Here is a 26,062-nt window from a genome sequence, read left to right as displayed (position 1 = left end):
TCCAACACCAACCACAACCCGCCGCTCCCACCCCGGCCGGGCCCCACGACCGGCGCCGGCCCCCCCCGGCCTCTCGGGTCGCGCGGGGTTACCGGACAGTGGGTGTCGGCCGGGACCGACGTTCCGGCCCGGAGGGCGGGATCAGCGGCCGGGCGCGGGCGCGGTCGAGCCGCGTACCACCAGCTCCGGCTCGAAGAGCAGCTCGTCGGCGAGCACGCCGCCGCCCTCGATCTGGGTCACCAGCAGGTCCACGGCGGCCTGCCCCATGGTCTCGATCGGCTGGCGCACCGTGGTCAGCGGCGGGTCGGTGCAGGTCATGAACGCGGAGTCGTCGAAGCCGACCACCGAGACGTCGCGCGGCACCGAGCGGCCGAGCCGACGGACCGCGCGGATCGCGCCGAGGGCCAGCACGTCACTGGCGCAGATCACCCCGGTCACCCCCCGGTCGACCAGTTTGCTCGCGGCGACCCGGGCGCCCTCCATGGAGAAGCTGGACCGCGCCACCAACTCGGTGTCGTCGCCCCAGCCGGCGACCCGCCCCAGGGCGGCCAGCTTGCGTCGCGACGGCACGTGGTCCTCCGGGCCGAGCACCAGGCCGATCCGCTCGTGCCCGAGCGAGCGCAGGTGGCCGTACGCCTGCTCGACCGCGACCGCGTCGTCGGTGGAGACCCGGGGGAAGCCCAACTCGTCGACACCGGCGTTGACCAGCACCACCGGCAGGCCCCGGTCGGTCAGTCGGCGGTAGTGCTCGTGCGAGGCGTCGGCCAACGCGTACGAGCCACCGGCGAAGATGACCCCGGAGACCTGGTGGTCGAGGAGCATCTCCACGTACGCCGACTCGGAGACCCCGCCGATCGTCCGGGCGCAGAGCGCGGGGGTGAACCCGCGTTGCGCCAGCGACCCGGTGACCACCTCGGCGAGCGCCGGGAAGATCGGGTTCTGTAGCTCGGGCAGCACCAGCCCCACCAGCCGGGCGCGTTCGCCGCGCAGCTTGCTCGGGCGCTCGTAGCCGAGCACGTCCAGGGCGGTGAGCACCGCGGTCCGGGTCGCCTCGGCCACGCCACCGCGGCCGTTGAGCACCCGACTCACGGTGGCTTCGCTGACGCCCGCTTTGCGGGCCACCTCGGTCAACCGTTTCGTCACGGCCGCAATCCTACGTCCCAAGGCTGCAAAAACAGAACAGCCATTTGTCGCGTACTGACGCGCGACGTCAGATCAGGAGCCCAGATCGCGCAACGCCTCGGACACCGCCCGGTGGAAGGTCGGGTACGCGTAGATCATGTGCCGGAGCTGCGCCAACGGCACCGCCGCGTGCACCGCCACCGCCAGACCGGAGAGCACCTCACCGCCGGCCGGTCCGACCGAGGTAGCGCCGACCAGCACCCCCTGGTCCGCGTCGGCGACCAGCTTGATGAACCCGGCGCCCTCGGTGCGGTGGATCCACCCCCGGGTGGACGAGGCGAGTTCGGTGAAGCCGACCTGCACGTTGATGCCGCGTTCCCGGGCCTGCTGCTCGGTGAGACCGACCGCACCGATCTCCGGGTCGGTGAAGGTGACCCGGGGCAGGGCCCGGTAGTCGGCGCGGGGCACCGACCCGGCCCCGCCGCTCGACCCGGTGGCCGCCAACGAACTGGCCACGCCGACCGCGCCACCGACCACACTGGAGGTGCCGCTGGGGTCCGCGCCGCCGTCCGCCCGCCGGACGTGGTCGAGCAGGTCGGCGACCACGATGGACGCCTGGTACATGGCGATGTGGGTGAACGCGCCCTCGCCGGTCACGTCGCCGACCGCCCAGATCCCGTCGGTGACGTGCAGCCGGTCGTCCACGGCCAGATACCGACGGCTCGCGTCGAGCCCGACCGTGTCCAACCCCAACTCGTCGAGGTGGGCGCGGCGGCCGGTCACCACCAGCAGCCGCTCGGCGGTGAACTCCGCGCCGTCCGCGCCGTGCAGGGTGAACCCGTCCGGGCCGTGCGCGACCCGGGCCGCGCGTACCCCGGTGTGGATCTCGACTCCGTCGGCGCGCAGCGCGGTGGCGGCCACCTCGGACGCCTCCGGCTCCTCCACCGCGAGCACCCGGTCGAACGCCTCGACCACGGTGACGCGTACGCCGAACCGGGCGAACACCTGGGACAACTCCAGGCCGATCGCCCCGCCGCCCAGCACCAGCAGCGACTCGGGCAACTCCTCGACCTCAACGGCCTCCCGGTTCGTCCAGTACGGCGTACCGGCCAGCCCGTCGATCGGCGGCACCGACGGCGCGGTGCCGGTGCCCAGCACGATCCCGTGCCGGGCCTGGAAGACCCGGTCGCCGACGCGAACCCGACCCGGGCCGTCGAGCCGGCCGCTGCCCCGGACGAAGCGCGCGCCCTTGCCGGTGAGGCGTTCCACGGCGACCCGGTCGTCCCAGTCGTCGGTGGCCTCCGCGCGGATCCGCTGCGCCACCGGTGCCCAGTCCGGCCGGACCTGGGCGGTGCCGGCCAGCCCGTCGACCCGCCGCGCCTCGGCCAGCGCGTTCGCCGCCCGGATCATCATCTTGCTCGGGATGCAGCCCCAGTACGGGCACTCCCCGCCGACCAGGTTTCGCTCCACGCCGACCACGGTGAGACCGGCCTCGGCGAGTCGCCCGGCCACCTCCTCACCGCCGACGCCGAGCCCGAGTACGACCACGTCCACGACTTCCGGCTCCGCCATCCCGTCAGCATCGCGCACCGGTCGCCCGCCGACCACCCGGCCACGCGGCGCGTCTCAGCGCAGCCAGACCGGATCCACCGCGTGCGCCGCCGTGGGCGGTGGATAGTCCAGGTCGCCGCGAAGCGCCTCGGGCAGCCGCCACGGCTGGTGCACCGCCTTGCCGGACACCGCCGCCAGCTCCGGCACCCACCGCCGCACGTACGCGCCCTCCGGGTCGTACCGTTCGGCCTGCCGGATCGGGTTGAACCCCCGGTACGGCCGGGTGTCGTTGCCGGTACCGGCCACCCACTGCCAGTTGCCCGAGTTGTTCGCCACGTCCCCGTCCAGCAGCCACCGGGAGTAGACCGCCAGCCCGGAGCGCCAGTCCAGACCGAGCGACTTGGTCAGGTAGCCGGCGGTGATCAGGCGCGCCCGGTTGTGCAGCCAACCCTCGGCCCGCAACTGCCGCATCCCGGCGTCCACGATCGGTACGCCGGTGCGGCCCACCGTCCAGTCCGCGACCGCGTCGTCGTCGTACCGCCACTGCTCGGTGGCGTTGCGTCGGTAGGCCGTCCGGGAGATGTCCGGGAAGGCGGCGGTGACCTGGTAGTAGAAGTCCCGCCAACAGACCTGGCGGACGAACGGCGACGCGGGGTCGCCGGCCCGGTTCGCCACACTCAGCGGCGACACGCAGCCGAACCGCAGGTAGGGGCTGATCCGGGAGGTGGCGTCACCGGCCATGTCGTCGTGCCGGTCGCCGTAGTCGGCCAGGTGCGGCATCCACCGGTCGAGCCGACGCCGCGCCTCCGTCTCGCCGCCCACCGCCGCGTCCGGTGACTCGCCGTCGGGCAGCGCCGGCAGGCGGCCCACCGAGATCCCGCCCGGCAGCGACACCCGGGACGGCGCGGCCAGTTCGTCGCGCCACCGCTGCCCGCTCCAGGCCCGGTGGTACGGGCTGAACACCCGGTAGTGGTCACCACCGCTCGGCTTCGTCGCCCCCGGCTCGACCACCGTCAGACCGGGGAAGAAGCGCAGGTGCAGCCGGTGCCGGTCGCACTCGGCGCGCAGCCGGTCGGCCCGTCGGGTGGCGTACCGGGAGACGTCGGCCGACAGCGCCACCGCCTCGGCACCCACCTCACCGGCCAGCCGGATCGTCTCGGCCACCGGGTCGCCGTGCCGCAGCACCAGGTCACCGCCGAGCCGGCGCAGCGCGTCACGCAGGTCGGCGAGGCTCTGGTGCAGGAAGCGGGTGCGGTTGGGCGACAGTCGCGCCAGCACCGGGTCCAGCACGTACAACGGCACCACCCGGTCGAAGGCGGCACAGGTCGTCGCCAGCGCCGGGTGGTCGTGCACCCGCAGGTCGCGGGTGAACAGCACGACGGCGGTACGCCCGCTCACCGCAGCCGGGGCCCGGGTAGCTCGACCGGCGTGCCGGCCGGGGTGAGCAGGGCACGGGAGGCGACCGCCATCCGGCGTCGCCGGGGCACGGTGGCCCGCCGGACGAACACGTCGTAGTCCTGGGCGGCGACCTCGTCGAGGATCCCGCCGTACAGCGCGTACGCGGTGCGGATGCAGGCCTGCGAGGCGGGGTCGAGCAGCAGCACCCCCGGCGCGGCGGCGGCGTAGTGGGTCTGCGCGCGGCCCACCTCGTGCCGGATCAACTCCCGCACCGGCTCGATGGTCCGACCCGCCGCCCGGCAGGCCAGCAGGTCCTCGCGGGTCACCCCGAAGGTCTCCAGGTCCTCCTCCGGCAGGTACGTCCGGCCCCGGTCCAGGTCCTCGGCGACGTCCCGGATGAAGTTGGTGAGCTGGAACGCGAAGCCCAGTTGACGGGCCGGTTCCCGAGCCGCCGCCGGGGCGGAGCTGCCCAGGATGGGCAGCATCATGGTGCCGATGACCGCCGCCGAGCCCTCCATGTAGTCCAGCAGGTGGGCGTAGGTGCGGTACGAGGTCACGGTCAGGTCCATCGCCATGCTCTTGAGGAACGCGGCGAAGTCCTCCCGGTCCAGGTCGAACACGGCGATGGTGTGCAGCACCGCCGGGAGCAGCGGGTCGTCGACCTGCTCGCCGTGCAGTCCGGCGATGAACCGGCCACCCCAGTCGTCCAGCCGGGCGGCACGCGCCGGCGGTGGCAATTCCTCTGTCTGGTCGACGATCTCGTCCGCGTACCGAGTGAATCCATATAAGGCGTGCACATGACGCCGTTTCCATGCGGGTAGTAGGCGGGTGGCGAGATAGTAGGTACGCCCGTGGCGTTTGTGCAGCTCACGGCACCTCTCGTAGGCGGCGTTGAGATCCGTCTCCACGGGCCCTCCTCGAAAATCGACGCACCAATCGACGCAACTTGAAACCTTAGGGTACGCTCAGCCGCATGGCCAGCGACCGACTTACCGGTAACCTGCTTCGCGTGGCGCCTGAGCAGCCGGTCGGGGACGACGATCCGATCCGGGCCGTTCTGGCCGCTTACACCCGGGATCTCGTCACCGCCGTCGACGAGACCCTCACCGACTTCCTGACCGCCGAGGTCGACGCGCTGGCGGAAATCGACGCGGCGATGGGCGGTTTCGCCGCGACCGCACGTGACTACGTCCTCGCCGGTGGCAAGCGGGTCCGCCCGACGTTCGCCTACTGGGGATGGCGCGGCGCGGCCGGCGGTGACGAACCGCTGGCCCCGGTGCTGCCCGCACTGGCCACGTTGGAGCTGCTGCACACCTTCGCGCTGGTGCACGACGACGTGATGGATGCCTCCGCCACCCGGCGCGGCCGACCCACCGCGCACATGGCGGTGGCCGCCCAGCACGCCGCCGCCGGCCGCAACGGCGACTCGGGCCGTTTCGGGGAGGCCGTCGCGGTGCTGATCGGCGACCTCTGCATGGTCTGGGCCGACCAGTTGCTGTCCCGCGCCGCCCTGCCCCCGGGCCGACTGCTCGCGGTGCGCCGCGGGTACGACCGGATGCGGGTGGAGACGGTCGCCGGGCAGTACCTCGACATCCTCGGCGAGGCCGACCCGGAGAGCTGGTCGGTCGACCGGGCGCTGCGGGTGGCCCGCTACAAGACCGCCAGCTACACCGTCCAGCGTCCGCTGCTCTTCGGCGCCAGCCTGGCCGGCGTCACCGACGACGACCGCCTGACCGCGGCGTACACCGCCTACGGCCTCTGCGTCGGGGAGGCGTTCCAGCTCCGCGACGACCTGCTCGGCGTGTACGGCGACCCGGTCACCACCGGCAAGCCGGCCGGTGACGACCTGCGCACCGGCAAGCCGACCGCGCTGCTCGTACTGGCCCGGGAGATGGCCACTCCGGCCCAACTTCGGGAGCTGGACGGCACCGGCGACCCGGTCACCGGGCCCCAGGTCGCCCGGCTGGCCGAGGTGGTCGTCGACACCGGCGCGGTGGACCGGATCGAGCGGATGATCGACGAGCGGGTCGAGGAGGCCCTGGCGGCGCTCGACACCGTCGCCGTGGACGAGACCGCGCGGGTGGCGCTGGCCGGTCTCGCGGCGGTGGCCACTCACCGGAGGGCATGATGGGGAGATTCTCGGTGCGGACCGTGGACGGACGTACGGATCGGGTGGTGGTCGTCGGGGCGGGACTCGGCGGCCTGGCCTGCGCGCTGCACCTGGCCGGCAGCGGACGGCAGGTGACCCTGCTCGAACGTGAGCCGGTGCCGGGCGGACGAGCCGGGCGGCTCAGCGTGGACGGCTACGAGTTCGACACCGGTCCCACCGTGCTCACCATGCCCGACCTGATCGCCGAGGCGCTCGGCGCGGTGGGCGAGGAGTTGTCCGACTGGGTCGACCTGATGCCGCTCGACCCGGCGTACCGCGCCTACTACCCGGACGGCTCCACGCTCGACGTGGTGACCGACACCGCCCGGATGGCGGCGGAGATCTCCCGGGTCTGCGGACCCCGCGAGGCCGACGGCTACCTGCGGTTCGTCGAATTCGCCCGCAACCTGTGGCGGTTGGAGCGGGCCGACTTCATCGAGCGCAACCTCGACGCCCCCACCGACCTGCTCACCGCCAACCTGCTCAAGCTGGTCGCCACCGGCGCCTTCCGGCGACTCCAGACCAAGATCGACCAGTTCTTCCGCGACCCGCGTACCCGGCGCATCTTCTCCTTCCAGGCGATGTACGCCGGCCTCGCCCCGCACGACGCGCTGGCCATCTACGCGGTCATCGCCTACCTCGACTCGGTCGCCGGGGTCTACTTCCCGCGCGGCGGCATCCACGCGGTCTCCCGGGGGCTGGCCGGCGCCGCCGAGAAGCACGGCGTCAAGATCCGGTACGGCACCACGGTGACCCGGGTGGAGACCGCCAACGGCCGGGCCACCGGCGTGCTGACCGCCGACGGCGAGTTCGTCCCCGCCGACGTGGTGGTCCTCAACCCCGACCTGCCGGTGGCCTACCGCGACCTGCTGCCGGCGACCCGGCAGCGCCGCCTGACCTACTCGCCGTCCTGTGTCGTGCTGCACGTCGGCTCGACCCAGGGCTACCGGCGCATCGCGCACCACAACATCCATTTCGGGCGTGCCTGGAAGGGCACGTTCGACGAGGTCATCCGGCGCGGCGAGCTGATGACCGACCCGTCCCTGCTGGTCACCAACCCGAGCCGGACGGACCCGTCGGTCGCGCCCGCCGGGCGGCACACCTACTACGTGCTCGCCCCGGTGCCCAACCTGGAACGGGCGCCCTTCGAGTGGCGCGGCGACCTCACCGCCCGGTATTCCGACCAGCTCGTCGCCACCCTCGAGGAACGCGGCTACGTCGGCTTCGGCGCGGGTGTCGAGGTGCTCCGGGCGGTCACCCCGGCCGAGTGGGCGGAGCAGGGCATGGCCGCCGGCACCCCGTTCGCCGCCGCGCACACCCTGTTCCAGACCGGCCCGTTCCGCCCGTCCAACCTGCACCCGTCGCTGTCCAACGTGGTCTTCGTCGGCTCGGGCACGCAGCCCGGCGTCGGAGTGCCTATGGTGCTCATCTCGGGCAAGCTGGCCGCCGGCCGCATCACCGGCGACGGCCGGTGAACGAAGGATGGCTCTGATGTCACTGTCGCGGGAAGCTCACCTGGTCGAGCTGGTCGACGACGCGGGCCGACGGATCGGGTCGGCCACCGTGGCCGCCGCCCACCAGACCCCCGGTCAACTGCACCGCGCCTTCTCGGTGCTGCTCGTCTCGCCGGACGGCCGGATCCTGCTCCAGCGCCGGGCCGCGGCGAAGACACGGTTCCCGCTGCGCTGGGCCAACACGTGCTGCGGCCACCCGCAGCCCGGCGAGGACGTCGCCGAGTCCGCCAACCGCCGGTTGCACGAGGAACTCGGCGTCGGTCCGGTGGCGTTGACCGAGGTCGGGGTGCACGTGTACCGCGCCGAGGACCCGTCCACCGGTCGGGTCGAGGTCGAGTACGACCACGTCCTGCGCGGCGAGTTCTCGCCGGACACACCACTGACACCCGAGCCCGCCGAGGTCGCCGAGCTGCGCTGGGTCGACCCTGCGGCGCTGACCACCGAGCTCGACCGGGACCCCGACGCGTACGCGCCGTGGCTGGCCGGAGTGGTGGACCGTCTGCTGCACCCCTCGGCCTCGGCCGCCGACGGGTCGGAGCGGCCGGGTGGCCGATGAGGCTCTGAGCGCGGGGGCGGTCGCCCGGCGACTCGGCGTCGCGGTGACCACGCTGCGCACCTGGCACCAGCGCTACGGCCTCGGGCCCAGCGAGCACGTACCCGGGCACCACCGCCGCTACACGGCGGCCGACCTGGCCCGGCTGGAGGTCATGCGACGGCTCACCGGTGAGGGGGTCAGCCCGGCCGAGGCGGCGCGCTGGGCCCGACAGACCCCGGCCACGGCGGCGCACGACGTCGCCCGGTCGAGGACCGCACGGGACGGCGGCGGCAACACCATCCCGGTGGGCCGTGCCGGTCCGGCGGCGCGTGGTCTGGCACGCGCCGCGATGCGGCTGGACTCGGTCGCGATCAGCGAGGCGATCTCCCGCAGCCTGGCCACCGAGGGTGTGATCGGCACCTGGGACCGACTGCTGCGCCCGGTGCTCGCCGGGATCGGGCAGCGGCACGCCGCGACCGCCGCGCTGATCGAGGTGGAGCATCTGGTGTCGCGTTGCGTGTCGGCGGCGTTCGCCGCGGCGACGGCCACCCGTCCCGCTCTCGGGCCCCCGCGCGTCCTGCTCGGCTGCGCCGACGAGGAGCAGCACAGCCTGCCCCTGGAGGCGCTGGCCGCCGCGTTGACCGAGGCCGGTGTCGGGCACCGGATGCTCGGTGCCCGGGTCCCGGTGGCGGCACTGCTGGACGCCATCGACCGGACCGGACCGGCCGCCGTGGTGGTCTGGTCGCACACCCGGGCCACGGCCGATCCCGCACAGCTCAGCGCCCTGCTCACCGTGCCCCGGCGGCCCCTGCTGGTGCTCGCGGCGGGGCCGGGTTGGCGGGCCGAGACCCTGCCGGCGGGGGTGATCCGCCCGATCGATCTGACCGAGGCGGTCTCGCTCGTCGTCGCGGTACGCGATTCGCTCGACCGTCCGGCCGCGTCCTGATCGAAATTTTCAGGGCCTTTGCAGCCCTCTGTACGCGTTCAGGGCTTTCGGCCGGCACGGAAAGCGGCGGCGTCCTGACCCGGCGTTTGTCCACTCAAATCGGGTGAACTAGCGTCGGGCCGTCCGTCGAACCCGAACCCCTCTCGGGAGCGAACGATGCGTACCCGTGTCCTGCTCGCGTGTGTCACGAGCCTGGTCCTGCTGGCCACCGGCTGCGGCAGCGGCGGCGACTCGCCCCAGGCGTCCCCGTCCAGCCCTCCTCCGTCGGCCGCCCTGCCACCGGAGCCGTCGCCGACGCCGACGCTGGCCCCGACCAAGCCCCCGCTGCGGGCGCTGCCGGCCAAGCTGCCGGCCGGGCTGGTCCGCACCACCGGAGCCGAGGGGGTGGCTCTCACCTTCGACGACGGACCCGATCCGACCTGGACGCCCAAGGTGCTGGACCGCCTTGAGAAGGCCGGCGTCACCGCCACCTTCTGCGTGGTCGGCAAGCAGGTCCGCAAACACCCCGACCTGCTCCGGCGGATCGTTCGGGAAGGGCACCAGCTCTGCAACCACAGCTGGAACCACGATCTCGACCTCGCCCGGCGTCCGGTCGCCGAGATCCGCGCCGACCTGGTCCGGACGAACAAGGAGATCCGGCGGGCGGTACCCGACGCCGAGATCCCGTTCTACCGCCAGCCCGGCGGCCGGTGGACCGCCGAGGTGGTCCGGGTCGCCAAGAAGCTGGACATGCGGTCGCTGCACTGGACGGTAGACCCGCAGGACTGGGCCAGGCCGACCGCCGCCACGATCGAGAAGCGGGTGAAGCGCACCGCCAAGCCCGGAGCGGTGGTGCTGCTGCACGACGGCGGCGGCAATCGGGCCGCCACGCTCGCCGCCTGCACCAAGGTGATCGCCGCCCTGAAGCGCGACCTCGGCATTACCAAGCTCGATTAGACACCGCTCTGAGCTGCGGTTTTGCGAGACGTTGTGGCTGTAGCCATACCGGTTTGGCCGACCGGTGAGACATCACGTATGCTTTCCAAGCCTCCGGCGGGGCCGGATGGGAGCAAGTCCGCTCACGTTGCGAATGTGCAATGATAGCGGGGCCGCCCTCATCGTCTAGCGGCCCAGGACGCCGCCCTTTCAAGGCGGTAGCACGGGTTCGAATCCCGTTGGGGGCACGGTCCGACTTCGGTCGGAATGCAACACCAGCTAGGTCCTGTGGAGCAGTTGGAGTGCTCGCCGCCCTGTCAAGGCGGAGGTCGCGGGTTCAAGTCCCGTCAGGACCGCAAGCGCTGACGCCGCGCACCTCGCGCGGCGTTCTGCGTATCGGGGCATGCAACCCTCCCGACCGGGACCCGGTGGGACGGGTAGCATGAGCCGAGCACCACGGCCAGGTAGCTCAGTTGGTACGAGCGTCCGACTGAAAATCGGAAGGTCGGCGGTTCGACCCCGCCCCTGGCCACATAGCCTTTCGCCGGGCTACAGCAACGCCGACCAGCGGATCCGCAGGTCGGCGTCTTGCTTTCCCGGGCACCCGGGTCAGTCGTCCTGGCGGCGTTGCGCCAATCCGTTCTGGATCGCGTCCCACACGCTACGACCCGCGTGCAGGATGCTCTCCCCGGTCTGCTCGGCCAACTGACGGGCCGTCGACGGCTCCGGTCCGGACGGTGTCGCGCGGCGCGCCTCCGGCTCCTTCTCGGCCCTGTCCCGCTGCCCGTTCTGCGGCCCGCCCCGATCCGGGCCGGCGCCACCCGGTGCGCTGTCGGCTACCGCCCCGATCGCCCCCACCTGTTGCCCGAGATCGTCGGTGGCCCCACCCGGCGGCCCGATCCCGGGATCCGGCGCGCCACCGACCCCGTCGGCGGTCCGACCGACCGCCTGTCCCTGTGGCCCCGCGCCCCGGCCGACCGGCGATCCACCCGCCCGGTCCGTGGCCTGCCCGACCGTCGGGCCGCCCACCTGGCCACCAGCGGACCCGATCGGAGCGCCGCCCGGGCGCCCCGGAGGCTCGCCCCCCGGATCTCCCACCCGCCGACCGGGGCGCCCGGTCGGCGGGCCGCTCACCGGGGCGGAGGGACGGTCGGGTGGCCCGGGCCGCTGTTCCGCGCCGCCCGACGGGCGGGGCGCGTCGATCACCTGCGGGTTGTGGTCGATCGTGGTGAGGGCGCGGTCGAGGATCGTGACCAGCTTCTCCAGGCGTACCTTGAGCAGGGCCTGGGCCTGTGCCCCGGTGACGTCCAGGTCCACGCCCTCCAGGTGGACGCGGGCACCGGCGTCGACCTCCAGCAGGCCGGCCACCCGGGCCCGCAGGGAGAGATCGGCGTCCAGCCCGTCGACGGAGAGCCGGATCGAGTCGACCGACACCCTCGGCACGTCCAGCAGGACGTCCGGCTCCGCCCCCGCAGGCTCGGCGCCGCCCCCGCCGGGACGGTCCCGGTGCACCGTTCCGAGGCGCGGCTCGTGCGGGTGTCCGGCACCGGGTACCCACTCCTGCGGCTGTTCGCCCATGGTCTCCGCTCCGCCCCACCGCCCGGACCACCCCGGGCGGCATCGCGCGGCGGATACCCGCTCCGGGGGCTGCCATCCGCCGATGTCCGCCGCGCACCGGAATCAACCCGTAAACGGATCTTCCGGCAGGTCTCGGCCTTGCCGGAAGCTGCGCACGCGGGCATCAGCCGGTATGGTCCGGGCCTATGGGACAGGGGATTACCGATCCGGTCGACATCCAACAGGATCACGAACGGTTCACGATCCACAGCACCCTGGTCGTCCCGGCCACCCCCGAGCATGCCTACGCGGTCTTCACCAGCAGGCTCGCCGACTGGTGGGTGACGGAGTACACCTGGTCCGGCCCCGAGGCCCTGGCCGAGCTGGGCATGGAGCAACAGGCCGGCGGCATGCTCTACGAGATCGGCCCCTACGGCTTCCGCAACGACTGGGGCCGGGTGCTGACCTGGGATCCGCCCCGACGGCTGGTGTTCACCTGGCAGATCGGTGCGGACCGCGCGCCGGTGCCCGATCCGGCACAGGCCAGCGAGGTCGAGGTGCTGTTCACGCCGGAAGGCTCCGACACCACCCTGGTCGAGGTCGCGCACCGGCACTTCGACCGGCACGGCCAGGCCGCCGAGGGCTACCGGCAGGCACTGACCGCCGGCTGGCACGAGCTGCTGTCCCGGTACGCCACCACGGTGGTCCAGTCGGGCACCTGAGGACGTCGCCTCCGCCGGACTCTCCTGCGCACGTGACCCGGCGCCGTCAAGCCTCGCGGCTCAGGCGGCCCGGTGCCGCAGGGTGGCCACCGTCGAGCCGGCGAGGGTGAGCAGGCACTCCGGCAGCAGCCCGTCGGCCACCGCCGCACCGAACAGGGCGCGGGCCGTGTCCAGGTCCGAGTTGGCGTACGCGCTGACGAAGCGGGCCACCCAGCGGGCGTCGTACTCGGCCTGGTCGATGTCGGGGAAGTCGAGCGCACAGGCGCCGGGCGGGACCGGATCACCGACCATCGTCGCGGCCAGGCACCACGCCACGTCGTACGCCCCGACGAGCCCGGACCGGTCCACCACCGCGTCGAATGTCCCGACCACACCGTCGGAGTCGCCGTCGAGCGCCGAGCTGAGGATGGCGGTGGCGTCGTCGTACGTCTGCTGTGGCGAGTCGGTCACCCACCGCACGGTAGGGGGCCCGGTCAAGCAACCACCGAAGGTCACTCTCCGTAATTAGCGAGGGCGACCTGCGGATAGACAGGCCTCCACGGTCCCACCGAACGTCACGGCACGTTAGTCTGCGCAGCGGACCTTCGCCGTAGGAAGGACGACGATGCACATGTCACGCGGCTCGCGGGCGGCAATCCTGGCCACCTGCGCCACCCTCCTGCTCGCCACCAGCGCATGCGGGAACGACCAGGCCGAAGAGGGGAGCACCGACCAGGTGCGCCTCTACGGTACGGACGGCAACATGCTCAACTCGTACCCGGAGGAGTTGCAGGATCGCGCCAACCTGGTCGACGGCATGAAGGGCACCACTCCCCTGACTCCGCTGCCGGAGGACTTCAAGAACCGGCTACGGTCCATCGATCCGGGGCTGACCGACTTCCTCTACGCCGCCGAGGCGTACGACGCGGTGGTGATCAGCGCCCTCGCGACGGAACTCGCCGGCAGCACCAACCCGGCGGCCATCGCCCGGCAGGTCGTCGGCGTCACCAACGAGGGCACCCGCTGCGAGACCCCCGCCCGGTGCCTGCGGCTGGCCGGCGACGGCGACGACATCGAGTACCGCAGCGTCTCGATCACCCGCGCCGGGTTCACCGACGCCGGTGAGCCCGCCACCGCCAGCTACGCCACCCTGCACTTCGACAACCAGCAGCTCAACGACGCCAAGACGGAGTTCGTCGGCGCCGGGGACGAGTCGGCCGCGAGCACGAAGTCACCGCCGCGCGGCAACCGGCAGACCAGCACCGCGCCGCTCGTCCTCGGCGGTCTGCTGCCCAAGACCGGCGACCTGGCCCTGGCGTACCCGCCGATCGCGGCCGGTGTGGCGCTGGCGATCAAGGAGATCAACGCGGCCGGCGGTGTGCTCGGCGAGGACGTGGTCTGGATCGACGGCGACGACGGCACCGACCCGACGGTCGCCAAGCGGACGATCGCCAGCCACGTCGACGCCGGGGTGCACGTGATCATCGGCGCCGGTGCTTCCGGGATCTCGGCCGCCGTCCTGCCCGACGTGGTGAAGGCCGGACTCATCCTGTTCTCCCCGTCGAACACCGCCGCGTCGCTGACCGACGCGGACGACAACGGTCTCTACTTCCGCACCGCGCCGCCGGACAGCCTGCAGGGTCGGGCGTTGGCCGACGTGGTCCTCCGCGACGGGCCGCAGAAGATCGCCATCGTGGCCCGTAAGGACGCCTACGGCGAGGGCCTCCAGGAGGCCGTCCGGACCGAGCTGGAGCGGGCCGGTTTCGGCGGCGACAAGGTGAAGCTGCTCGGCTACGAGCCGGGCGAGGGCGCCGACGCCGCACCGATCAACTTCAACGACGGCGCCAAGCAGATCAAGGACTTCGGCGCCGACGCCGTACTCATCATCGGCTTCAGTGAGTCGGCCTCGGTGATCCGGGCCCTGGCGGACGCCGACGTGCCGCTGGCCGCATTGGGCCGCTGACCGATCCGACAGCGACGGCCGCACCGGAGGGTTCCGGTGCGGCCGTCGTGGTCTCCGCGGTCGGTCTCAGCGTCCGCGACGCCGGTCCAGGAACTCCGTCATCCGGCGGTGCTTCTCGTCGTCCTCGAAGAGCACCGCCTGGCTGACCAGGTCCAGGTGCGGATGGGCGGCGGGCGGTGCGTCGACGGCGAGCTTGGTCAGCCGCAGCGCCAGCGCCGAGCCCTTCGCCATCTCGTCGATCAGCTCGTGGGCGGCCGGCAACAGCTCCTCCGGACCCGACACCACCCGGTTGACCAGACCGATCCGGGACGCCTCCGCGGCGTCCACCCGGCGACCGGTGAACAACAACTCCTTGGCCCGGGCCTCGCCGACCAGCGCCGGCAGCCGGTGCGTCGCGCCGGCACCGGCCAGGATGCCGAGCCGCACCTCCGGCTGGCCGAAGACCGCCCGCTCGGTGCACACCCGCAGATCGCAGGCGTACGCCAGTTCGGCGCCGCCGCCGAGCGCAGGACCGTCGACGGCCGCCACGGTCGGCATCGGCAGCGACCGGATCCGGGCGAACGCGGCCGAGTTGATCGCGGCCAGCGCGTCCAGACGGCCCCGCTCGCGCAGTTGGCCGATGTCGGCCCCACCGGCGAAGATCCCGTCGGTGCCGCCGGTCAGCAGCAGCATCCGGGGGCGGGCCTCCAGGTCGGCGCAGACCTCGTGCAGCGCGGCGATCAGGTCGGCGTCGATGGCGTTGCGCTTCTCCGGCCGGTCCAGCGTGACCACCAGCCGGTCCGGGCATTCCTCGACCCGCAGCCCGCCGCTCATCGGGTCGTCCCCGCCGAGTCGGCGGAGACGCCGCCCGCCTCGGTCCGCGCCGTGCGGTCCGCACGCACGCCGTCGACCCAGTGGTAGAAACCCTGCCCGGACTTCTTGCCCAGCCGGCCGGCCGCCACCATCTCCGCCAACAGCGGCGGCGGCGCGAACCGGTCCCCGTACGCGGCCTGGAGGGTACGGGCGATGTCGAGGCGCACGTCCAGACCCACCAGGTCGGTCAGTTCCAGCGGCCCGACCGGGTGCCGGTAGCCCAGCACCATCGCCTTGTCGATGTCGGCCGGGTCGGCCACCCCGTCGGCGACCATCCGGATCGCCTCCAGTCCGAGGGCCACCCCGAGCCGGGAGGTGGCGAAGCCCGGCATGTCGCGTACCACCACCGGGTCCTTGCCCAGCCGGGTGGCGAGCGTGACGGCGGCGGCGGTGGTCTCCGGCGCGGTGGCCGCCCCGACCACGATCTCCAGCAGCGCCATCGCCCAGACCGGGTTGAAGAAGTGCAGCCCGCAGAAGCGCTCGGGCCGGGTCAGTCCCTCGGCCAGCTCGGCGATCGGGATGCTGGAGGTGTTGCTGCCCAGCAGGGCCGGGTGCAGCGCCTCCGCCTCGGCCAGCACGGCCCGCTTCAGGTCGAGCCGTTCCGGTACCGCCTCCACGATCACCTGTGGCTCCACGGCCACCTCGGCGAGCCCGGCCCGCAGCGTGACGCGTTCCTGGTTCGCGGCGGCCTGCGCCACGGTCAGCTTGCCGCGCCGTACGCCCCGGTCCCACAGCTCGGCGAGCCGGGTCATGGCCGCCGCGCCGCGTTCCCGGTCCACCTCGACGAGTTCCACCGCATGGCCGGCGCCGGCCGCCACGTACGCGATGCCGAGCCCCATCGTGCCGGCACCCACCACCACGAATCGCTCAGTCACGATGCCACCACCGCAGGGTGACGACGACACGCTCTCCGGCGTCGTCGACGTGCGGGATCGCCGCCACGCCGCAACCGGCCCGTACGCTCCGCTCAGTCATGCTGCGACCCTATGCAGCACCGACCGGGCCCGATGCGTGGGGGCGGACGGGATCGGGTACAGACCGCCGACAGCCAAGGGAAGGACGAACAGATGAGCCAGGCACCGGAGACCACGGGCGACGCGGGCACCCAGGAGACCGTCGAGACGCGCGGCGACGAGCGCATCGAGTTGCTGCGCGCCGACACCAACAACGACGGCCGCACCGACGTCTGGGTGGTCGACACCGACGGTGACGGCAAGGCCGACCTGTTCCAGTTCGACACCGACGGCGACGGCAAGGTGGACGTCACGATGGTCGACATCGACGAGGACGGTCAGCCCGACGAGGTCGTCGACGGCGACGGCGGCCTGCCGCCCGAGCAGCTCCCGCCGACCGTCCAGGTCTGACGCTTCGGGGTAAGGAGGGGTCCCCTGCTAACGCCTACGGCATAGCAGGGGACCCTTCCTAACATCCGGAGAGCGCGTCAGGCGGCCAGGCGCAGGGTGGCGAGGTAGTACGGGGCGTCCCGGTCGTCCACGTCGGTCAGTCGCCAGGCGGTGCCCCGGACCAGCTCGGCGAGTTCGTCCGGCGAGCAGACCAGGTAGTCGAACCAGGGCGTACCCAGTTCGCGGTAGCGCAGCCGCAGCCGGAGCTGCCCGCCGAGACGGCCCCGTCGACGGTTGCGCTCGTGGTAGCCGCTGTGCACCGGATCGGTGGTGCCGTACGGGTCGGTGCCGTGCGCGATCACCTGCGCCCCGGGGTTGGCCATCGCGGCCAGGGCCGCCAGGAAGGCGGGTGCGCGCTCCCGGCCCTCGAACAGGCCCAGATTGTTGCCGAGCAACAGGAACGTGTCGTAACGCCGTCCGCCGGCGCAGTGCTCGTCGACCGTGCCGTGCACCAGGTCGCGTACGCCCCGACGTCGGCACACCGCGAGCGCGCCGGGCGAGACGTCCAGCCCGGTCACGGGTACGCCGCGCTCCTGCAACAGCAGCGCGATCCGGCCGGCGCCGACGCCGACGTCCAGGGTCGCGCCCCGGACCCGGTCCACGGCCCGGTGATCGTGCGGTTGCCACTCCTGCGGCCCGGCCAGGTAGTGGGCGGCGGGCGCGCCGTTGACCAGTCCGTCGTCCCGTTCGATGATCTCGATGACCGGTCGGGGCAGGCGCCCGCCGGCCAGCGGCCGGGGACCGACCCCGGTCGCCACCGCCAGCGCGTCGCGCAGCAGTTCTCCGAAGACGTCACCGATCCGTGGTTCCCCCGTCACGTCCGTAACGCTAACGGGCTGCTCAGTCAGGCGCGACGCCCGTATCCTGGGCGACGTGACCACGTTGGACCGCCTCTCGGCGGAGAAGTACATACTCCTCACGACCTTCCGCAAGGACGGCCGCGCGGTGCCGACCCCGGTCTGGGCGGTACGCGACGGCGACGCCCTGGCGGTGTGGTCTGCGGCGGACGCCGGCAAGGTGAAGCGGATCCGGCGCAGTGGGGATGTCACGGTGGCGCCGTGCGACGTGCGCGGTCGGCCCCATGGCGAGGCGGTGCCCGCCCGGGCGAGCCTCTACGACCCCGGAGCGACCGATCGCATCCGGGGGCTGATCAAGCAGAAGTACCGAGTGATCGGACGGCTGACGCTGCTCGGCAGCCGACTGCGCCGGGGCACCGGCGGCACGGTGGGGATCCGGGTCGAGCTGACCGGCTGAGCCGGTGCGCGACCGGGCCGCACCGGGTGGCGGACATGACGAAGGGCGACGGATTCGCGAGAATCCGTCGCCCTTCGTGTTTCCAGCTATCTACCGGCCAGTCAGTCCCCCTGGCGCTGCTGCGGGATCTGCCCCTGCAACAGCGCCCTGACCTCGGACTCGCGATACCGGCGGTGGCCGCCCAGGGTCCGGATGGCGCTCAGCTTGCCGGCCTTCGCCCAGCGGGTCACCGTCTTCGGGTCGACACGGAACATCGACGCCACCTCGGCCGGTGTGAGTAGCGGCTCTGGTTCGTGCGTTCGCGATGCCATCGGTCACTCCTCCACATGTAGAGACATCGGCCGGGGTCCCGCCGGCCGACGCGTCTCCCATGGTCCGGCTAGTCCCCGATGTCCGACATGGGCCGAACGGCCGAACGTCCCTAGACGGACGGATGAACCATGCCCGATTTATACGACTTTTACACGCCAGAAACTACCTTATTCGGACTCATAGTCACGGTTCGTGACGCAACAACTACGAGAGCACCTCATGTTACAGCCCGAAATTTGGGCAAAAGCGGACTAGTTGCAGCGCTCCAGAAGTTGCACGGCCCGCCAGCGCGCGACGAGCTTGTCGTACGCCGCAGACGCCTCTTCCGCCTCGCCTCGCGACAGCCCGGCGAGTCCGGCGGCGACCAGTTCCGCCGAGTCGTCCTCCACGAGCGTCTCGTCGGAGAGCAACTCGACCAGACCCCCGTAGTCCAACTCCACCACCGAGCGGGGATGGAACTCCTCCAGCCACCGGGCGGCCTCCTCGACCGCCTCGGTGATGGGCGCGTCCCCCACCGACTTGCGCAGCACCGACAACGCGCGCGACGAGCGGCGGCGCGCCTTGGAGATCTCGGTCCGGAAGCGCAGCGAGCGGCGCTCCGGCGCGGTCACGTGGTGGCGCTCCTGCGCCTCGAACAGCACGAACCACCGCAGCGGCACGCCCCAGGTGGCGATCTGCTCGTGCACCCGGGGTACGCCGTGCTCCAGCACCCGGGCCCCGCTGCGCCAGTCCTCCACCACGGCCTTGGCCTGCCCGGCCAGCACCGGCGGCACGAACGCGTCGGCCAGCACCGCCGGCACCCCGTCCCGGGCGCTCAGCGCGGCCTCGGCCACCCGGATGCGCAGGTTCCACGGGCACACCAGCAGCGTCTCGTCCGTCTCCAGCACGTACGCCTCGTCGGGCAGGTCGGGCAGCCGGGTCCAGCCGGCGCCGAGCGCCTCGATCACCGAGGTCCGCTGCCGGCCCGGACCCTCCACCGGCGCCACCGCCCGCCCCTGCTCGACGTAGCGCCGCCAGTACGCCTGACGATCGCGATCGAAGGCGGTCAGCGGCTCGTACACGCGCAGGTATGAGGCGAAGAGCGACGGCACGGCGCGATCCTCCCACGAACGGCAAGCCGAGCGTTGCTCGGCGTCACCCGGGTGGTGCCGCGTGGCGAGCCGAAACGAGGGCTCGGAGCCCTCGACGCGCCCCTCGCCGGGGCGGAGGACGCCCGGTGCGTACGCCCGCTGGGCGGGATGCGGACGCCCGGGAGAGGCCGTGGGACGCCCGCCGATACTAGGCTCGCACCACCGGCAGCATCCCCGCCGGCTCGACCGAGGTCCGCGTCCCACAAGGGCGCCCGCCGACACAGGAGCCAGTCATGGGCGTATTCGCCACTTCCGACGACCCGGAATCCACGGGCCATGAGCAGGTCGTGTTCTGCCAGGACAAGCAGACCGGCCTGAAGGCGATCATCGGGATCTACTCCACCGCACTCGGCCCGGCGCTGGGTGGCACCCGCTTCTACCCGTACGCGAGCGAGGAGGCCGCCCTCGCCGACGTGCTCGACCTGTCCCGCGGCATGGCGTACAAGAACGCTCTCGCCGGGCTGGACCTGGGCGGCGGCAAGGCGGTCATCTGGGGTGACCCCGAGCAGATCAAGAGCGAGGCGCTGCTGCGCGCGTACGGCCGCTTCGTGGAGTCGCTGGGCGGGCGCTACTACACCGCCTGCGACGTGGGCACGTACGTGCCGGACATGGACGTGATCGCCCGCGAGACGCGCTACGTCACCGGCCGCAGCGTCGAGCACGGCGGAGCCGGCGACTCCTCGATCCTCACCGCCTGGGGTGTCTTCCAGGGCATGCGGGCGGCGGCCGAGCACGTCTGGGGGGTCCCCACGCTGCACGGCAGGCGGGTCGGAGTGGCCGGCCTGGGCAAGGTCGGCAAGTATCTGGTCGGCCACCTGCTGGAGGACGGCGCCGAGGTGGTGGCCACCGACGTGAGCCCCCGCGCGCTGGACTGGGCCCGGACCACCCACCCCGAGGTGACGCTGGTCGAGGACGCGTCCGCGCTGGCCGCCGCCGACATCGACGTGTACGCGCCCTGCGCGCTGGGCGGTGCCCTGGACGACGACACGGTCGGGGCGCTGCGGGCCAAGGTGGTCGCCGGGGCGGCCAACAACCAGCTCGCCCACTCCGGGGTGGAGAAGCTGCTCGCCGACCGGGGCATCCTCTACGCACCGGACTACGTGGTGAACGCCGGTGGTGTGATCCAGGTCGCGGACGAGATCGAGGGCTTCGACTTCGACCGCGCCAAGCTGCGGGCGACCCGCATCTTCGACACCACGCGGGAGATCCTCCGGCTCGCCGACACCGACGGCGTACCGCCCGCCGTGGCGGCCGACCGGCTGGCGGAGCGGCGGATGGCCGACATCGGCCGGCTGCGCGCGATTCACCTGCGGTGACCTGGCCGTACGTTGAGGGCGGGCCGCGTTGCTTCCGCCCTCAACGTACGTATCCGGCTAAACTGAAGATACGACGCGTTCATGGAGATTTACCCTGTGTCAGGACCGTTCCCGGCATCGCTCCTTACCGGGTACAGTGGGTGACGACTGGTTGACCGCCACGCGCGGCGGCGGTCAGCGGTAACCCGAGGTGCCGAACGGTGGCATCCCCATGTACCGTAAGAGCCACGAGAGATGCCTGACGTCATCGGGGCCCGCCTTCGGGCTGCCCCGCATTCTGTGCGAGGGGGTCGAGCCATGGGGCGCGGCCGTGCTAAGGCCAAGCAGACAAAGGTGGCCCGGGAGCTGAAGTATCACTCCCCGAACACCGACCTCGCCGCCTTGCAGCGAGAACTCGGCGGCAGCGGCAAGTCGGACCACCATTTCGACGACGACAAAGAGTACGTCGACGATGATGAGGACCACGCCGAGGACGACCCGGACACCTGGGTCCGTCCCACCCGCTGACCCCCGGTCACATCCGAGCACGCGGTAACTCCCCGCGTGCTCACGTATGTGCCCGGCACGCGGCGGCGTACCACCCGACGCTCAAGGGCCTGCCACGCCCGGAGGTAATCCGGGAACGTGGCGGGCCCTCGACTCCGGCCGCTCAGCGAGGCCGGTTGTTCCAGTTGTAGAACGTCGGGATGTTCTCGAAGTGGTTCCAGGCGCAGACCGCGCTCGCCCCGTCGCCACCCGTCACCTCCGCCCGTAGGCGTCGTGCGTCCTCTGCCTCCTGGAGCAGGGCGGTGAGCCCGGCGGCGGCCTCCCGTACCCGGTCGGTGATGCGGTCGGCCTCGTTACCCGTCACCCGCTCGGGCTCCCGGTGACTTGTGGTCTCGGGCATGATCCAACACTCCCTCCAGTAGGCGGATCTTGCTGTTGCGGCAGTGCTCGGTCTCCGTACCGTCGAAACGGCCCAGCTCGAAGTAGCGGTTGGCCGCGTGGCCTCCGCCACAGAAACCGAAGTACGGGCAGGACGAGCGGCAGGCTTCCACCCCGCTCAGGAACTCACCGACCCAGCCGGTGCCGGCCGCACCGGCCAGGATCGTGTGCAACGGCGTGGCCAGGACGTTCCCGCTGCTGAAGTCGCCGTGGCGCGGATCGGTGAAGCCGGCCAGCTCGGGTGAGAGCACCACCACCGAGCCGTCGTACGCCACGGTGGGGATCGGGTCGAGGCTGGCCGGCAGCAAGCCGTCCGCCGTGCCGTCGAGGACCGCGGCGGCGTACCGCAGCGACCACTCGACCTCCCGCAGGTGGATCCGCGGATCACGCCGCCAGGCCGCGACCAGCTCGGCCCAGAACCCGGTCACCGCGGCGGCGTCGTGAGCGTTGTCACGGGTGTTGACGCCCTCGGTCTCCTCGATGTTGACCCCGAGCACCTCGCACCCGAGGTCGAGGAAGTAGGCGTACAGCTCCGCCGCCCGGGCCGGCGACGGGTCGTTCACCACGGCCAGCGCCGAGAACGGCAGTCCGTGCCGGCGCAGCGCCGCCACCCCGCGCACGATCCGGTCGTACGCCGGGTGTCCCGCCCGGGTCACCCGGTCCCCGTTACGCGCCCGGGGCCCGTCCACGCTGACGCTGACCCGGATCCGGTGCGTCGCGAAGAACTCGCACCACGCGTCGTCGATCAGCGTGGCGTTGGTCTGCACATGGTGCTCCACCTCGGCGGAGAAGGGCGCCATCAACTCCGCCAGCCGCTCCCGGCCCGCCGCGAGCGGCTCCCCGCCGTGCCACACCACCGAGAACCGCCCCGAAGCGGCCCACGGGTTCACCGAGGCGGCCACCGCCTCCGCCACCGCCACCGGCATCCGCCGGTCGGCGGCACGGAACGGCAGGTAGCAGTACGCGCAGTCCAGATTGCAGAGGGTGGTGGGCTGCATCACGACGTACGACGGGACAGCGGAAAGACCCCGCATCCCACGCAACGACCGTCCCCGTGCAGCCATCGCCCTCCTCACCGGTTGACGGCTGCCGGGCACGCCACGGCACGGGCGCACCCACAGCTTCGAAGCAGCCCTTCAAGGCGAAGCAGCCTCAAGGCTAGGCCGCGACGGCCACTTGGGTGAACCCCTGACCAGGTGGTTGGACGATCGGTGTCAGATGATCAGCCGCGGGTGTGCTGCCCGATCATCTGCACCTCACCGGTGCCCTCGATGATTTCACCGGCCTGCCACGCGTCCACCCCGCGGCCGGTCAGCGTGGCCAGCGCGCGGTCGGCGTCCTCGGCCGAGACGATCGCGAACATGCCGACGCCCATGTTGAAGGTCGCCTCCATCTCCGGGTCGTCGATCCGCCCCTTGGACTGGACCAGGTCGAAGATCGGCTGCGGCTTCCAGGTGGAGCGGTTGACCACCGCGTCCACGTGCTCGGGCAGGATGCGCACCAGGTTGCCGGGAATGCCACCGCCGGTGACGTGGGCCAGTGCCCGCACCTCCGCCTCGGCGATCAGCTTGAGGCAGTCCTGCGCGTAGATCTTGGTGGGGGTCAGCAGCTCCTCGCCGAGGGTGCGCTGCCGGCCGAAGTCGTCGATCACCACGTCCAGCCGCATCCGGCCGGCGCCCAGCAGCACGTGCCGGACCAGGGAGTAGCCGTTGGAGTGCAGGCCGGACGAACGCATGGCGATCACCACGTCGCCCACCTCGACCCGCTCCGGGCTGAGGATCTGGCTCTCCTCCACCACGCCGACGCCGGTGGCCGAGATGTCGTACTCGTCGGGGCGCAGCACACCCGGGTGCTCGGCGGTCTCGCCGCCGAGCAGCGCGCAGCCCGCGTACCGGCAGCCGTCGGCGATACCGGCACCGATCTCGGCGACGCGGTCCGGCACGACCTCGCCGGTGGCGATGTAGTCCAGCAGGAACAGCGGCTCGGCGCCGCAGGCCACCAGGTCGTCGACGACCATCGCGACCAGGTCGATGCCGACCGTGTCGTGGATGTCCATCTGCTGCGCGATCACCAGCTTGGTGCCGACGCCGTCGGTGGAGGAGGCCAGGATCGGGTTCTTGTACTTCGTGGTGTCCAGCCGGAACAGGCCGGCGAAGCCACCCAGGTCGCCCATCACCTCCGGCCGCCGGGTCTGCTTCACCTTGGACTTGAGCAGCTCGACCGCGCGGTCGCCCGCCTCGATCGACACGCCGGCGTCCGCGTACGAGACCGAACGTTTGCGAGCCGGGCGGCCGGTGCCGGCCGTCCAGGGCTGGCGGTCGCCGCCGGCGCCGGTCGGGCTGCTACCTGCGCCGCTGCGCTCGGACACGTGCGTCACGGTTCTCCCCTTAGTGGTTCTCGGCGGCCGTGTCGGCGGTGACCGACGCCGCAGCCGGATGGTGCTATGGGCGGTGTGTGGTCGCCGACATCGTCACGTCGGTGCGGGGCGTCGTGCCGGCCTGCTCACCGGCGTCGACATCGTCGTCGACGCGGTTCGCGACCCGGCGGCTGATCCCTTCGAGCACGTGCTTGCCGATCAGGTTGCCGACGGGCAGCTCGATCGGGTACTCCCCGTCGAAGCAGGCCCGACACAGCCGGGTCTTCGGCTGCTCGGTCGCGGCGATCAGACCGGGCAGCGAGACGTAGCCCAACGTGTCAGCGCCGATCGACCGCCGGATGCCCTCGTTGTCGAGGCCGTTGGCGAGCAGCTCGGCGCGGGTGGCGAAGTCGATGCCGTAGAAACAGGGCCAGGAGACCGGCGGTGAGGAGATGCGGACGTGCACCTCCACCGCGCCGGCCTCGCGGAGCATCCGGACGATCGCGCGCTGGGTGTTACCCCGGACGATCGAGTCGTCGACCACGACCAGGCGCTTGCCGCGTACGTTCTCGCGCAGCGGGTTGAGCTTGAGCCGGATACCGAGTTGACGCAGGGTCTGCGACGGCTGGATGAAGGTACGTCCGACGTACGGGTTCTTCATCAGGCCGGCGCCGTAGGTGATGCCGGACTCCTCGGCGTAGCCGATGGCGGCCGGCGTGCCCGACTCGGGCACCGGGATGACCATGTCCGCCTCGACCGGGTGCTCCTTGGCCAACTGGCGGCCGATCTGCACCCGTGCCGAGTGCACGTTGCGCCCGGCGATGGTGGCGTCCGGGCGGGCGATGTAGACGTACTCGAAGAGGCAGCCCTTGGGCTCGGGCGCGGCGAACCGGTTGGACCGCAGCCCCTCGGCGTCGATCGCGATCAGCTCACCGGGCTCGACCTCACGGACCACGCTCGCACCGACGATGTCCAGCGCCGCGGTCTCGCTGGCCACCACCCAGCCCCGCTCCAGGCGGCCGAGCACCAGCGGACGCACCCCGTGCGGATCACGGGCGGCGTAGAGCGTCGACTCGTCCATGAAGGCGAAGCTGAACGCGCCCCGCAACTGCGGCAGCACCTCCAGCGCGGCGGCCTCGACGGAGAGATCCGGGCGGCTGGCCAGCAGCATGGTGACCAGCGAGGTGTCGTTGGTCGAGCCGTCGGTGCCCAGGCCGCGCTCGGCGACCTCACGCTGGAGATCGGCGGTGTTGACCAGGTTGCCGTTGTGGGCCAGCGCGATCGTGGTGCCCGAGCTGGTGGCCCGGATGGTCGGCTGGGCGTTCTCCCAGGTCGAGGCACCGGTGGTCGAGTATCGGGTGTGGCCGATGGCGACGTGCCCGCGCAGGCTCGCCAAAGTCGGCTCGTCGAAGACCTGGGCGACCAGGCCGAGATCCTTGTAGACCACCACTCCGGAGCCGTCGCTGACCGCTATCCCGGCGGCCTCCTGGCCCCGGTGCTGCAACGCGTACAGCCCGAAGTAGGTCAGGTTGGCGACCTCCTCCCCGGGCGCCCAGACGCCGAAGACGCCGCACGCGTCCTGGGGGCCTGGTCGTTGGGGATCAAGGTCGTGGCTCAGCCGGCCGTCGCCTCGGGGCACCTGCCGCTCCCTCTTGCTGGTCTGGACTGGCCTGGCGGAGCCACCGGGGCCGCTCCGCGCTGCATCGGCCGGAACCACACTGTCGTCGCCTGACAGTGTACGCGAATCCATGTCGCCACATACAGTCACACTGATACGCCGCAGTGTCATCGCGCCACAGGCGTCACTCCAGTTCGAGCGGCAGGTACGCGGACAGATCCGCTCGCGTGCCACTCGCCCGTACGCGACCCTCCGTGACGGCGCGCTCCCAGTCGAGCCTCCCGGCGGCGAGCGCGACCCAGGTCTGCGGATCCATCTCCACCGTGTTCGGAGGAGTACCGCGGGTGTGTCGCGGACCCGGAACACACTGAACTGCACCGTAAGGTGGGACACGCACCTCCACCGATCGGCCGGGGGCGCGCTCCGCGAGGGTGGCCAACAGGGCCCTGACCGCCGCTCGGAGCACCGGCCGTTCGGGCGCGCGTCCCTCGTCGAGCGCCGACAGCGCCGCAGCCACTGCGGTGGACTTAATGTACGGAGAGGACA

The 26,062-nt window shown here is 72.1% G+C and carries 27 protein-coding genes and 3 tRNA genes; 14 read left to right on the top strand and 16 right to left on the bottom strand.

Annotated elements, in window-relative coordinates:
* Window positions 1-141 precede the first annotated feature (141 nt).
* The 4 genes from ACWDVW_RS03340 to ACWDVW_RS03325 form a co-directional block, all read right to left on the bottom strand.
* The gene (locus ACWDVW_RS03340; protein WP_449944158.1) at window positions 142-1,143 is read right to left on the bottom strand and encodes a LacI family DNA-binding transcriptional regulator; all 1,002 of its coding nucleotides are present in this window, start codon (window positions 1,141-1,143) and stop codon (window positions 142-144) included.
* Window positions 1,144-1,215: 72 nt separating this feature from the next.
* On the bottom strand, window positions 1,216-2,694 hold the full coding sequence (locus ACWDVW_RS03335) for a dihydrolipoyl dehydrogenase family protein (protein ID WP_449944155.1): 1,479 nt from the start codon (window positions 2,692-2,694) through the stop codon (window positions 1,216-1,218).
* A 54-nt stretch (window positions 2,695-2,748) separates the two neighbouring features.
* A complete protein-coding gene (locus ACWDVW_RS03330; protein ID WP_449944152.1) occupies window positions 2,749-4,071 on the bottom strand; it encodes a cryptochrome/photolyase family protein in 1,323 nt (440 codons plus the stop codon).
* Window positions 4,068-4,979 (bottom strand): phytoene/squalene synthase family protein, encoded by a 912-nt coding sequence (locus ACWDVW_RS03325; protein ID WP_449944150.1) that lies wholly within the window; start codon window positions 4,977-4,979, stop codon window positions 4,068-4,070. Before ACWDVW_RS03325 ends, ACWDVW_RS03330 begins: the two co-directional genes overlap by 4 nt.
* Before the next feature lie 65 nt (window positions 4,980-5,044).
* On the opposite strand from ACWDVW_RS03325, the gene ACWDVW_RS03320 reads away from it, so the two are divergent.
* The 8 genes from ACWDVW_RS03320 (at window position 5,045) to ACWDVW_RS03285 (ending at window position 10,662) form a co-directional block, all read left to right on the top strand.
* Window positions 5,045-6,199 carry a polyprenyl synthetase family protein gene (locus ACWDVW_RS03320; protein ID WP_449944149.1) on the top strand — a complete coding sequence of 385 codons (1,155 nt, stop codon included), beginning with the start codon at window positions 5,045-5,047 and terminating at the stop codon, window positions 6,197-6,199.
* Between the two features lie 14 nt (window positions 6,200-6,213).
* Window positions 6,214-7,695 carry a phytoene desaturase family protein gene (gene crtI, locus ACWDVW_RS03315; RefSeq protein WP_449944146.1) on the top strand — a complete coding sequence of 494 codons (1,482 nt, stop codon included), beginning with the start codon at window positions 6,214-6,216 and terminating at the stop codon, window positions 7,693-7,695.
* 16 nt (window positions 7,696-7,711) lie between these two features.
* Window positions 7,712-8,290, top strand: a complete 579-nt coding sequence (gene idi / locus ACWDVW_RS03310; protein ID WP_449944143.1) for an isopentenyl-diphosphate Delta-isomerase — start codon at window positions 7,712-7,714, stop codon at window positions 8,288-8,290.
* A complete protein-coding gene (locus ACWDVW_RS03305; RefSeq protein ID WP_449944141.1) occupies window positions 8,280-9,215 on the top strand; it encodes a MerR family transcriptional regulator in 936 nt (311 codons plus the stop codon). The genes idi and ACWDVW_RS03305 overlap by 11 nt, the downstream gene beginning before the upstream one ends.
* A gap of 156 nt (window positions 9,216-9,371) precedes the next feature.
* Window positions 9,372-10,151, top strand: a complete 780-nt coding sequence (locus tag ACWDVW_RS03300; protein ID WP_449944138.1) for a polysaccharide deacetylase family protein — start codon at window positions 9,372-9,374, stop codon at window positions 10,149-10,151.
* Window positions 10,152-10,305: 154 nt separating this feature from the next.
* Window positions 10,306-10,378 (top strand) — tRNA-Glu (locus tag ACWDVW_RS03295).
* Window positions 10,379-10,412: 34 nt separating this feature from the next.
* Window positions 10,413-10,486, top strand: a tRNA-Asp gene (locus ACWDVW_RS03290).
* A 102-nt stretch (window positions 10,487-10,588) separates the two neighbouring features.
* Window positions 10,589-10,662 (top strand) — tRNA-Phe (locus ACWDVW_RS03285).
* A 77-nt stretch (window positions 10,663-10,739) separates the two neighbouring features.
* Here the strand turns inward: ACWDVW_RS03285 and ACWDVW_RS03280 are convergent.
* Entirely contained in the window at window positions 10,740-11,708 is a 969-nt protein-coding gene (locus tag ACWDVW_RS03280) for a hypothetical protein (RefSeq protein ID WP_449944136.1), read from the bottom strand.
* Between the two features lie 185 nt (window positions 11,709-11,893).
* Here ACWDVW_RS03280 and ACWDVW_RS03275 point away from each other — a divergent pair, with 185 nt between their 5' ends.
* On the top strand, window positions 11,894-12,409 hold the full coding sequence (locus ACWDVW_RS03275; RefSeq protein ID WP_449944133.1) for an SRPBCC family protein: 516 nt from the start codon (window positions 11,894-11,896) through the stop codon (window positions 12,407-12,409).
* Between the two features lie 60 nt (window positions 12,410-12,469).
* On the opposite strand, the gene ACWDVW_RS03270 is transcribed toward ACWDVW_RS03275, so the two are convergent.
* Window positions 12,470-12,859: a hypothetical protein gene (locus tag ACWDVW_RS03270; protein ID WP_396741405.1), complete on the bottom strand. Its 390-nt coding sequence runs from the start codon at window positions 12,857-12,859 to the stop codon at window positions 12,470-12,472.
* A gap of 154 nt (window positions 12,860-13,013) precedes the next feature.
* Between ACWDVW_RS03270 and ACWDVW_RS03265 the strand changes: the two genes are divergently transcribed.
* Window positions 13,014-14,351, top strand: a complete 1,338-nt coding sequence (locus ACWDVW_RS03265; protein ID WP_449944129.1) for an ABC transporter substrate-binding protein — start codon at window positions 13,014-13,016, stop codon at window positions 14,349-14,351.
* A gap of 66 nt (window positions 14,352-14,417) precedes the next feature.
* Here ACWDVW_RS03265 and ACWDVW_RS03260 read toward each other — a convergent pair whose 3' ends face one another.
* Window positions 14,418-15,164, bottom strand: a complete 747-nt coding sequence (locus tag ACWDVW_RS03260; protein WP_449944126.1) for an enoyl-CoA hydratase/isomerase family protein — start codon at window positions 15,162-15,164, stop codon at window positions 14,418-14,420.
* On the bottom strand, window positions 15,161-16,078 hold the full coding sequence (locus ACWDVW_RS03255; protein ID WP_449944123.1) for a 3-hydroxyacyl-CoA dehydrogenase family protein: 918 nt from the start codon (window positions 16,076-16,078) through the stop codon (window positions 15,161-15,163). Before ACWDVW_RS03255 ends, ACWDVW_RS03260 begins: the two co-directional genes overlap by 4 nt.
* Window positions 16,079-16,270: 192 nt before the next feature.
* On the opposite strand from ACWDVW_RS03255, the gene ACWDVW_RS03250 reads away from it, so the two are divergent.
* Window positions 16,271-16,567 (top strand): hypothetical protein, encoded by a 297-nt coding sequence (locus tag ACWDVW_RS03250; RefSeq protein WP_350697571.1) that lies wholly within the window; start codon window positions 16,271-16,273, stop codon window positions 16,565-16,567.
* Window positions 16,568-16,644: 77 nt separating this feature from the next.
* Here the strand turns inward: ACWDVW_RS03250 and ACWDVW_RS03245 are convergent, their stop codons facing one another.
* Entirely contained in the window at window positions 16,645-17,424 is a 780-nt protein-coding gene (locus ACWDVW_RS03245; protein WP_449944119.1) for a class I SAM-dependent methyltransferase, read from the bottom strand.
* 55 nt (window positions 17,425-17,479) lie between these two features.
* Between ACWDVW_RS03245 and ACWDVW_RS03240 the strand changes: the two genes are divergently transcribed.
* Entirely contained in the window at window positions 17,480-17,860 is a 381-nt protein-coding gene (locus ACWDVW_RS03240; RefSeq protein WP_117229983.1) for a PPOX class F420-dependent oxidoreductase, read from the top strand.
* A 101-nt stretch (window positions 17,861-17,961) separates the two neighbouring features.
* On the opposite strand, the gene ACWDVW_RS03235 is transcribed toward ACWDVW_RS03240, so the two are convergent.
* Together ACWDVW_RS03235 and ACWDVW_RS03230 are read right to left on the bottom strand one after the other, a co-directional pair.
* Entirely contained in the window at window positions 17,962-18,171 is a 210-nt protein-coding gene (locus ACWDVW_RS03235) for a BldC family transcriptional regulator (protein ID WP_007073996.1), read from the bottom strand.
* Window positions 18,172-18,423: 252 nt separating this feature from the next.
* Window positions 18,424-19,263, bottom strand: coding sequence for a hypothetical protein (locus tag ACWDVW_RS03230; RefSeq protein ID WP_431728232.1), 840 nt, complete (start codon window positions 19,261-19,263; stop codon window positions 18,424-18,426).
* 272 nt (window positions 19,264-19,535) lie between these two features.
* On the opposite strand from ACWDVW_RS03230, the gene ACWDVW_RS03225 reads away from it, so the two are divergent.
* Together ACWDVW_RS03225 and ACWDVW_RS03220 are read left to right on the top strand one after the other, a co-directional pair.
* Window positions 19,536-20,618, top strand: coding sequence for a Glu/Leu/Phe/Val family dehydrogenase (locus ACWDVW_RS03225; protein WP_449944115.1), 1,083 nt, complete (start codon window positions 19,536-19,538; stop codon window positions 20,616-20,618).
* A 297-nt stretch (window positions 20,619-20,915) separates the two neighbouring features.
* Window positions 20,916-21,125, top strand: a complete 210-nt coding sequence (locus ACWDVW_RS03220; RefSeq protein WP_131051420.1) for a DUF3073 domain-containing protein — start codon at window positions 20,916-20,918, stop codon at window positions 21,123-21,125.
* A 142-nt stretch (window positions 21,126-21,267) separates the two neighbouring features.
* Here the strand turns inward: ACWDVW_RS03220 and amcA are convergent, their stop codons facing one another.
* The 5 genes from amcA to ACWDVW_RS03195 all read right to left on the bottom strand — a co-directional run bounded on the left by amcA (window position 21,268) and on the right by ACWDVW_RS03195 (window position 26,033).
* Window positions 21,268-21,504 (bottom strand): multiple cyclophane-containing RiPP AmcA, encoded by a 237-nt coding sequence (gene amcA, locus ACWDVW_RS03215; RefSeq protein WP_431728230.1) that lies wholly within the window; start codon window positions 21,502-21,504, stop codon window positions 21,268-21,270.
* A complete protein-coding gene (amcB, locus tag ACWDVW_RS03210) occupies window positions 21,458-22,576 on the bottom strand; it encodes a cyclophane-forming radical SAM peptide maturase AmcB (RefSeq protein WP_449944215.1) in 1,119 nt (372 codons plus the stop codon). The genes amcA and amcB overlap by 47 nt, the downstream gene beginning before the upstream one ends.
* Window positions 22,577-22,764: 188 nt before the next feature.
* Window positions 22,765-23,919, bottom strand: a complete 1,155-nt coding sequence (purM, locus tag ACWDVW_RS03205; protein WP_431728229.1) for a phosphoribosylformylglycinamidine cyclo-ligase — start codon at window positions 23,917-23,919, stop codon at window positions 22,765-22,767.
* Window positions 23,920-23,983: 64 nt separating this feature from the next.
* A complete protein-coding gene (gene purF / locus ACWDVW_RS03200) occupies window positions 23,984-25,537 on the bottom strand; it encodes an amidophosphoribosyltransferase (RefSeq protein ID WP_431728228.1) in 1,554 nt (517 codons plus the stop codon).
* 163 nt (window positions 25,538-25,700) lie between these two features.
* Window positions 25,701-26,033: a sterol carrier family protein gene (locus ACWDVW_RS03195; protein ID WP_396741528.1), complete on the bottom strand. Its 333-nt coding sequence runs from the start codon at window positions 26,031-26,033 to the stop codon at window positions 25,701-25,703.
* Between the last annotated feature and the right edge of the window lie 29 nt (window positions 26,034-26,062).

The sequence above is a fragment of the Micromonospora sp. NPDC003241 genome, from assembly GCF_053589795.1.
This window is presented reverse-complemented; position numbering and strand designations above follow the sequence as displayed.

Coding starts and splice junctions, on each gene's coding strand:
- ACWDVW_RS03220 (WP_131051420.1), top strand. CDS start 20,916: ATGGGGCGCGGCCGTGCTAAGGCCAAGCAGACAAAGGTGGCCCGGGAG.
- ACWDVW_RS03235 (WP_007073996.1), bottom strand. CDS start 18,171: ATGGCATCGCGAACGCACGAACCAGAGCCGCTACTCACACCGGCCGAG.
- ACWDVW_RS03300 (WP_449944138.1), top strand. CDS start 9,372: ATGCGTACCCGTGTCCTGCTCGCGTGTGTCACGAGCCTGGTCCTGCTG.
- ACWDVW_RS03225 (WP_449944115.1), top strand. CDS start 19,536: ATGGGCGTATTCGCCACTTCCGACGACCCGGAATCCACGGGCCATGAG.
- ACWDVW_RS03260 (WP_449944126.1), bottom strand. CDS start 15,164: ATGAGCGGCGGGCTGCGGGTCGAGGAATGCCCGGACCGGCTGGTGGTC.
- ACWDVW_RS03280 (WP_449944136.1), bottom strand. CDS start 11,708: ATGGGCGAACAGCCGCAGGAGTGGGTACCCGGTGCCGGACACCCGCAC.
- amcB (WP_449944215.1), bottom strand. CDS start 22,576: ATGCGGGGTCTTTCCGCTGTCCCGTCGTACGTCGTGATGCAGCCCACC.
- ACWDVW_RS03265 (WP_449944129.1), top strand. CDS start 13,014: ATGCACATGTCACGCGGCTCGCGGGCGGCAATCCTGGCCACCTGCGCC.
- idi (WP_449944143.1), top strand. CDS start 7,712: ATGTCACTGTCGCGGGAAGCTCACCTGGTCGAGCTGGTCGACGACGCG.
- ACWDVW_RS03250 (WP_350697571.1), top strand. CDS start 16,271: ATGAGCCAGGCACCGGAGACCACGGGCGACGCGGGCACCCAGGAGACC.
- ACWDVW_RS03335 (WP_449944155.1), bottom strand. CDS start 2,694: ATGGCGGAGCCGGAAGTCGTGGACGTGGTCGTACTCGGGCTCGGCGTC.
- ACWDVW_RS03320 (WP_449944149.1), top strand. CDS start 5,045: ATGGCCAGCGACCGACTTACCGGTAACCTGCTTCGCGTGGCGCCTGAG.
- ACWDVW_RS03275 (WP_449944133.1), top strand. CDS start 11,894: ATGGGACAGGGGATTACCGATCCGGTCGACATCCAACAGGATCACGAA.
- amcA (WP_431728230.1), bottom strand. CDS start 21,504: ATGCCCGAGACCACAAGTCACCGGGAGCCCGAGCGGGTGACGGGTAAC.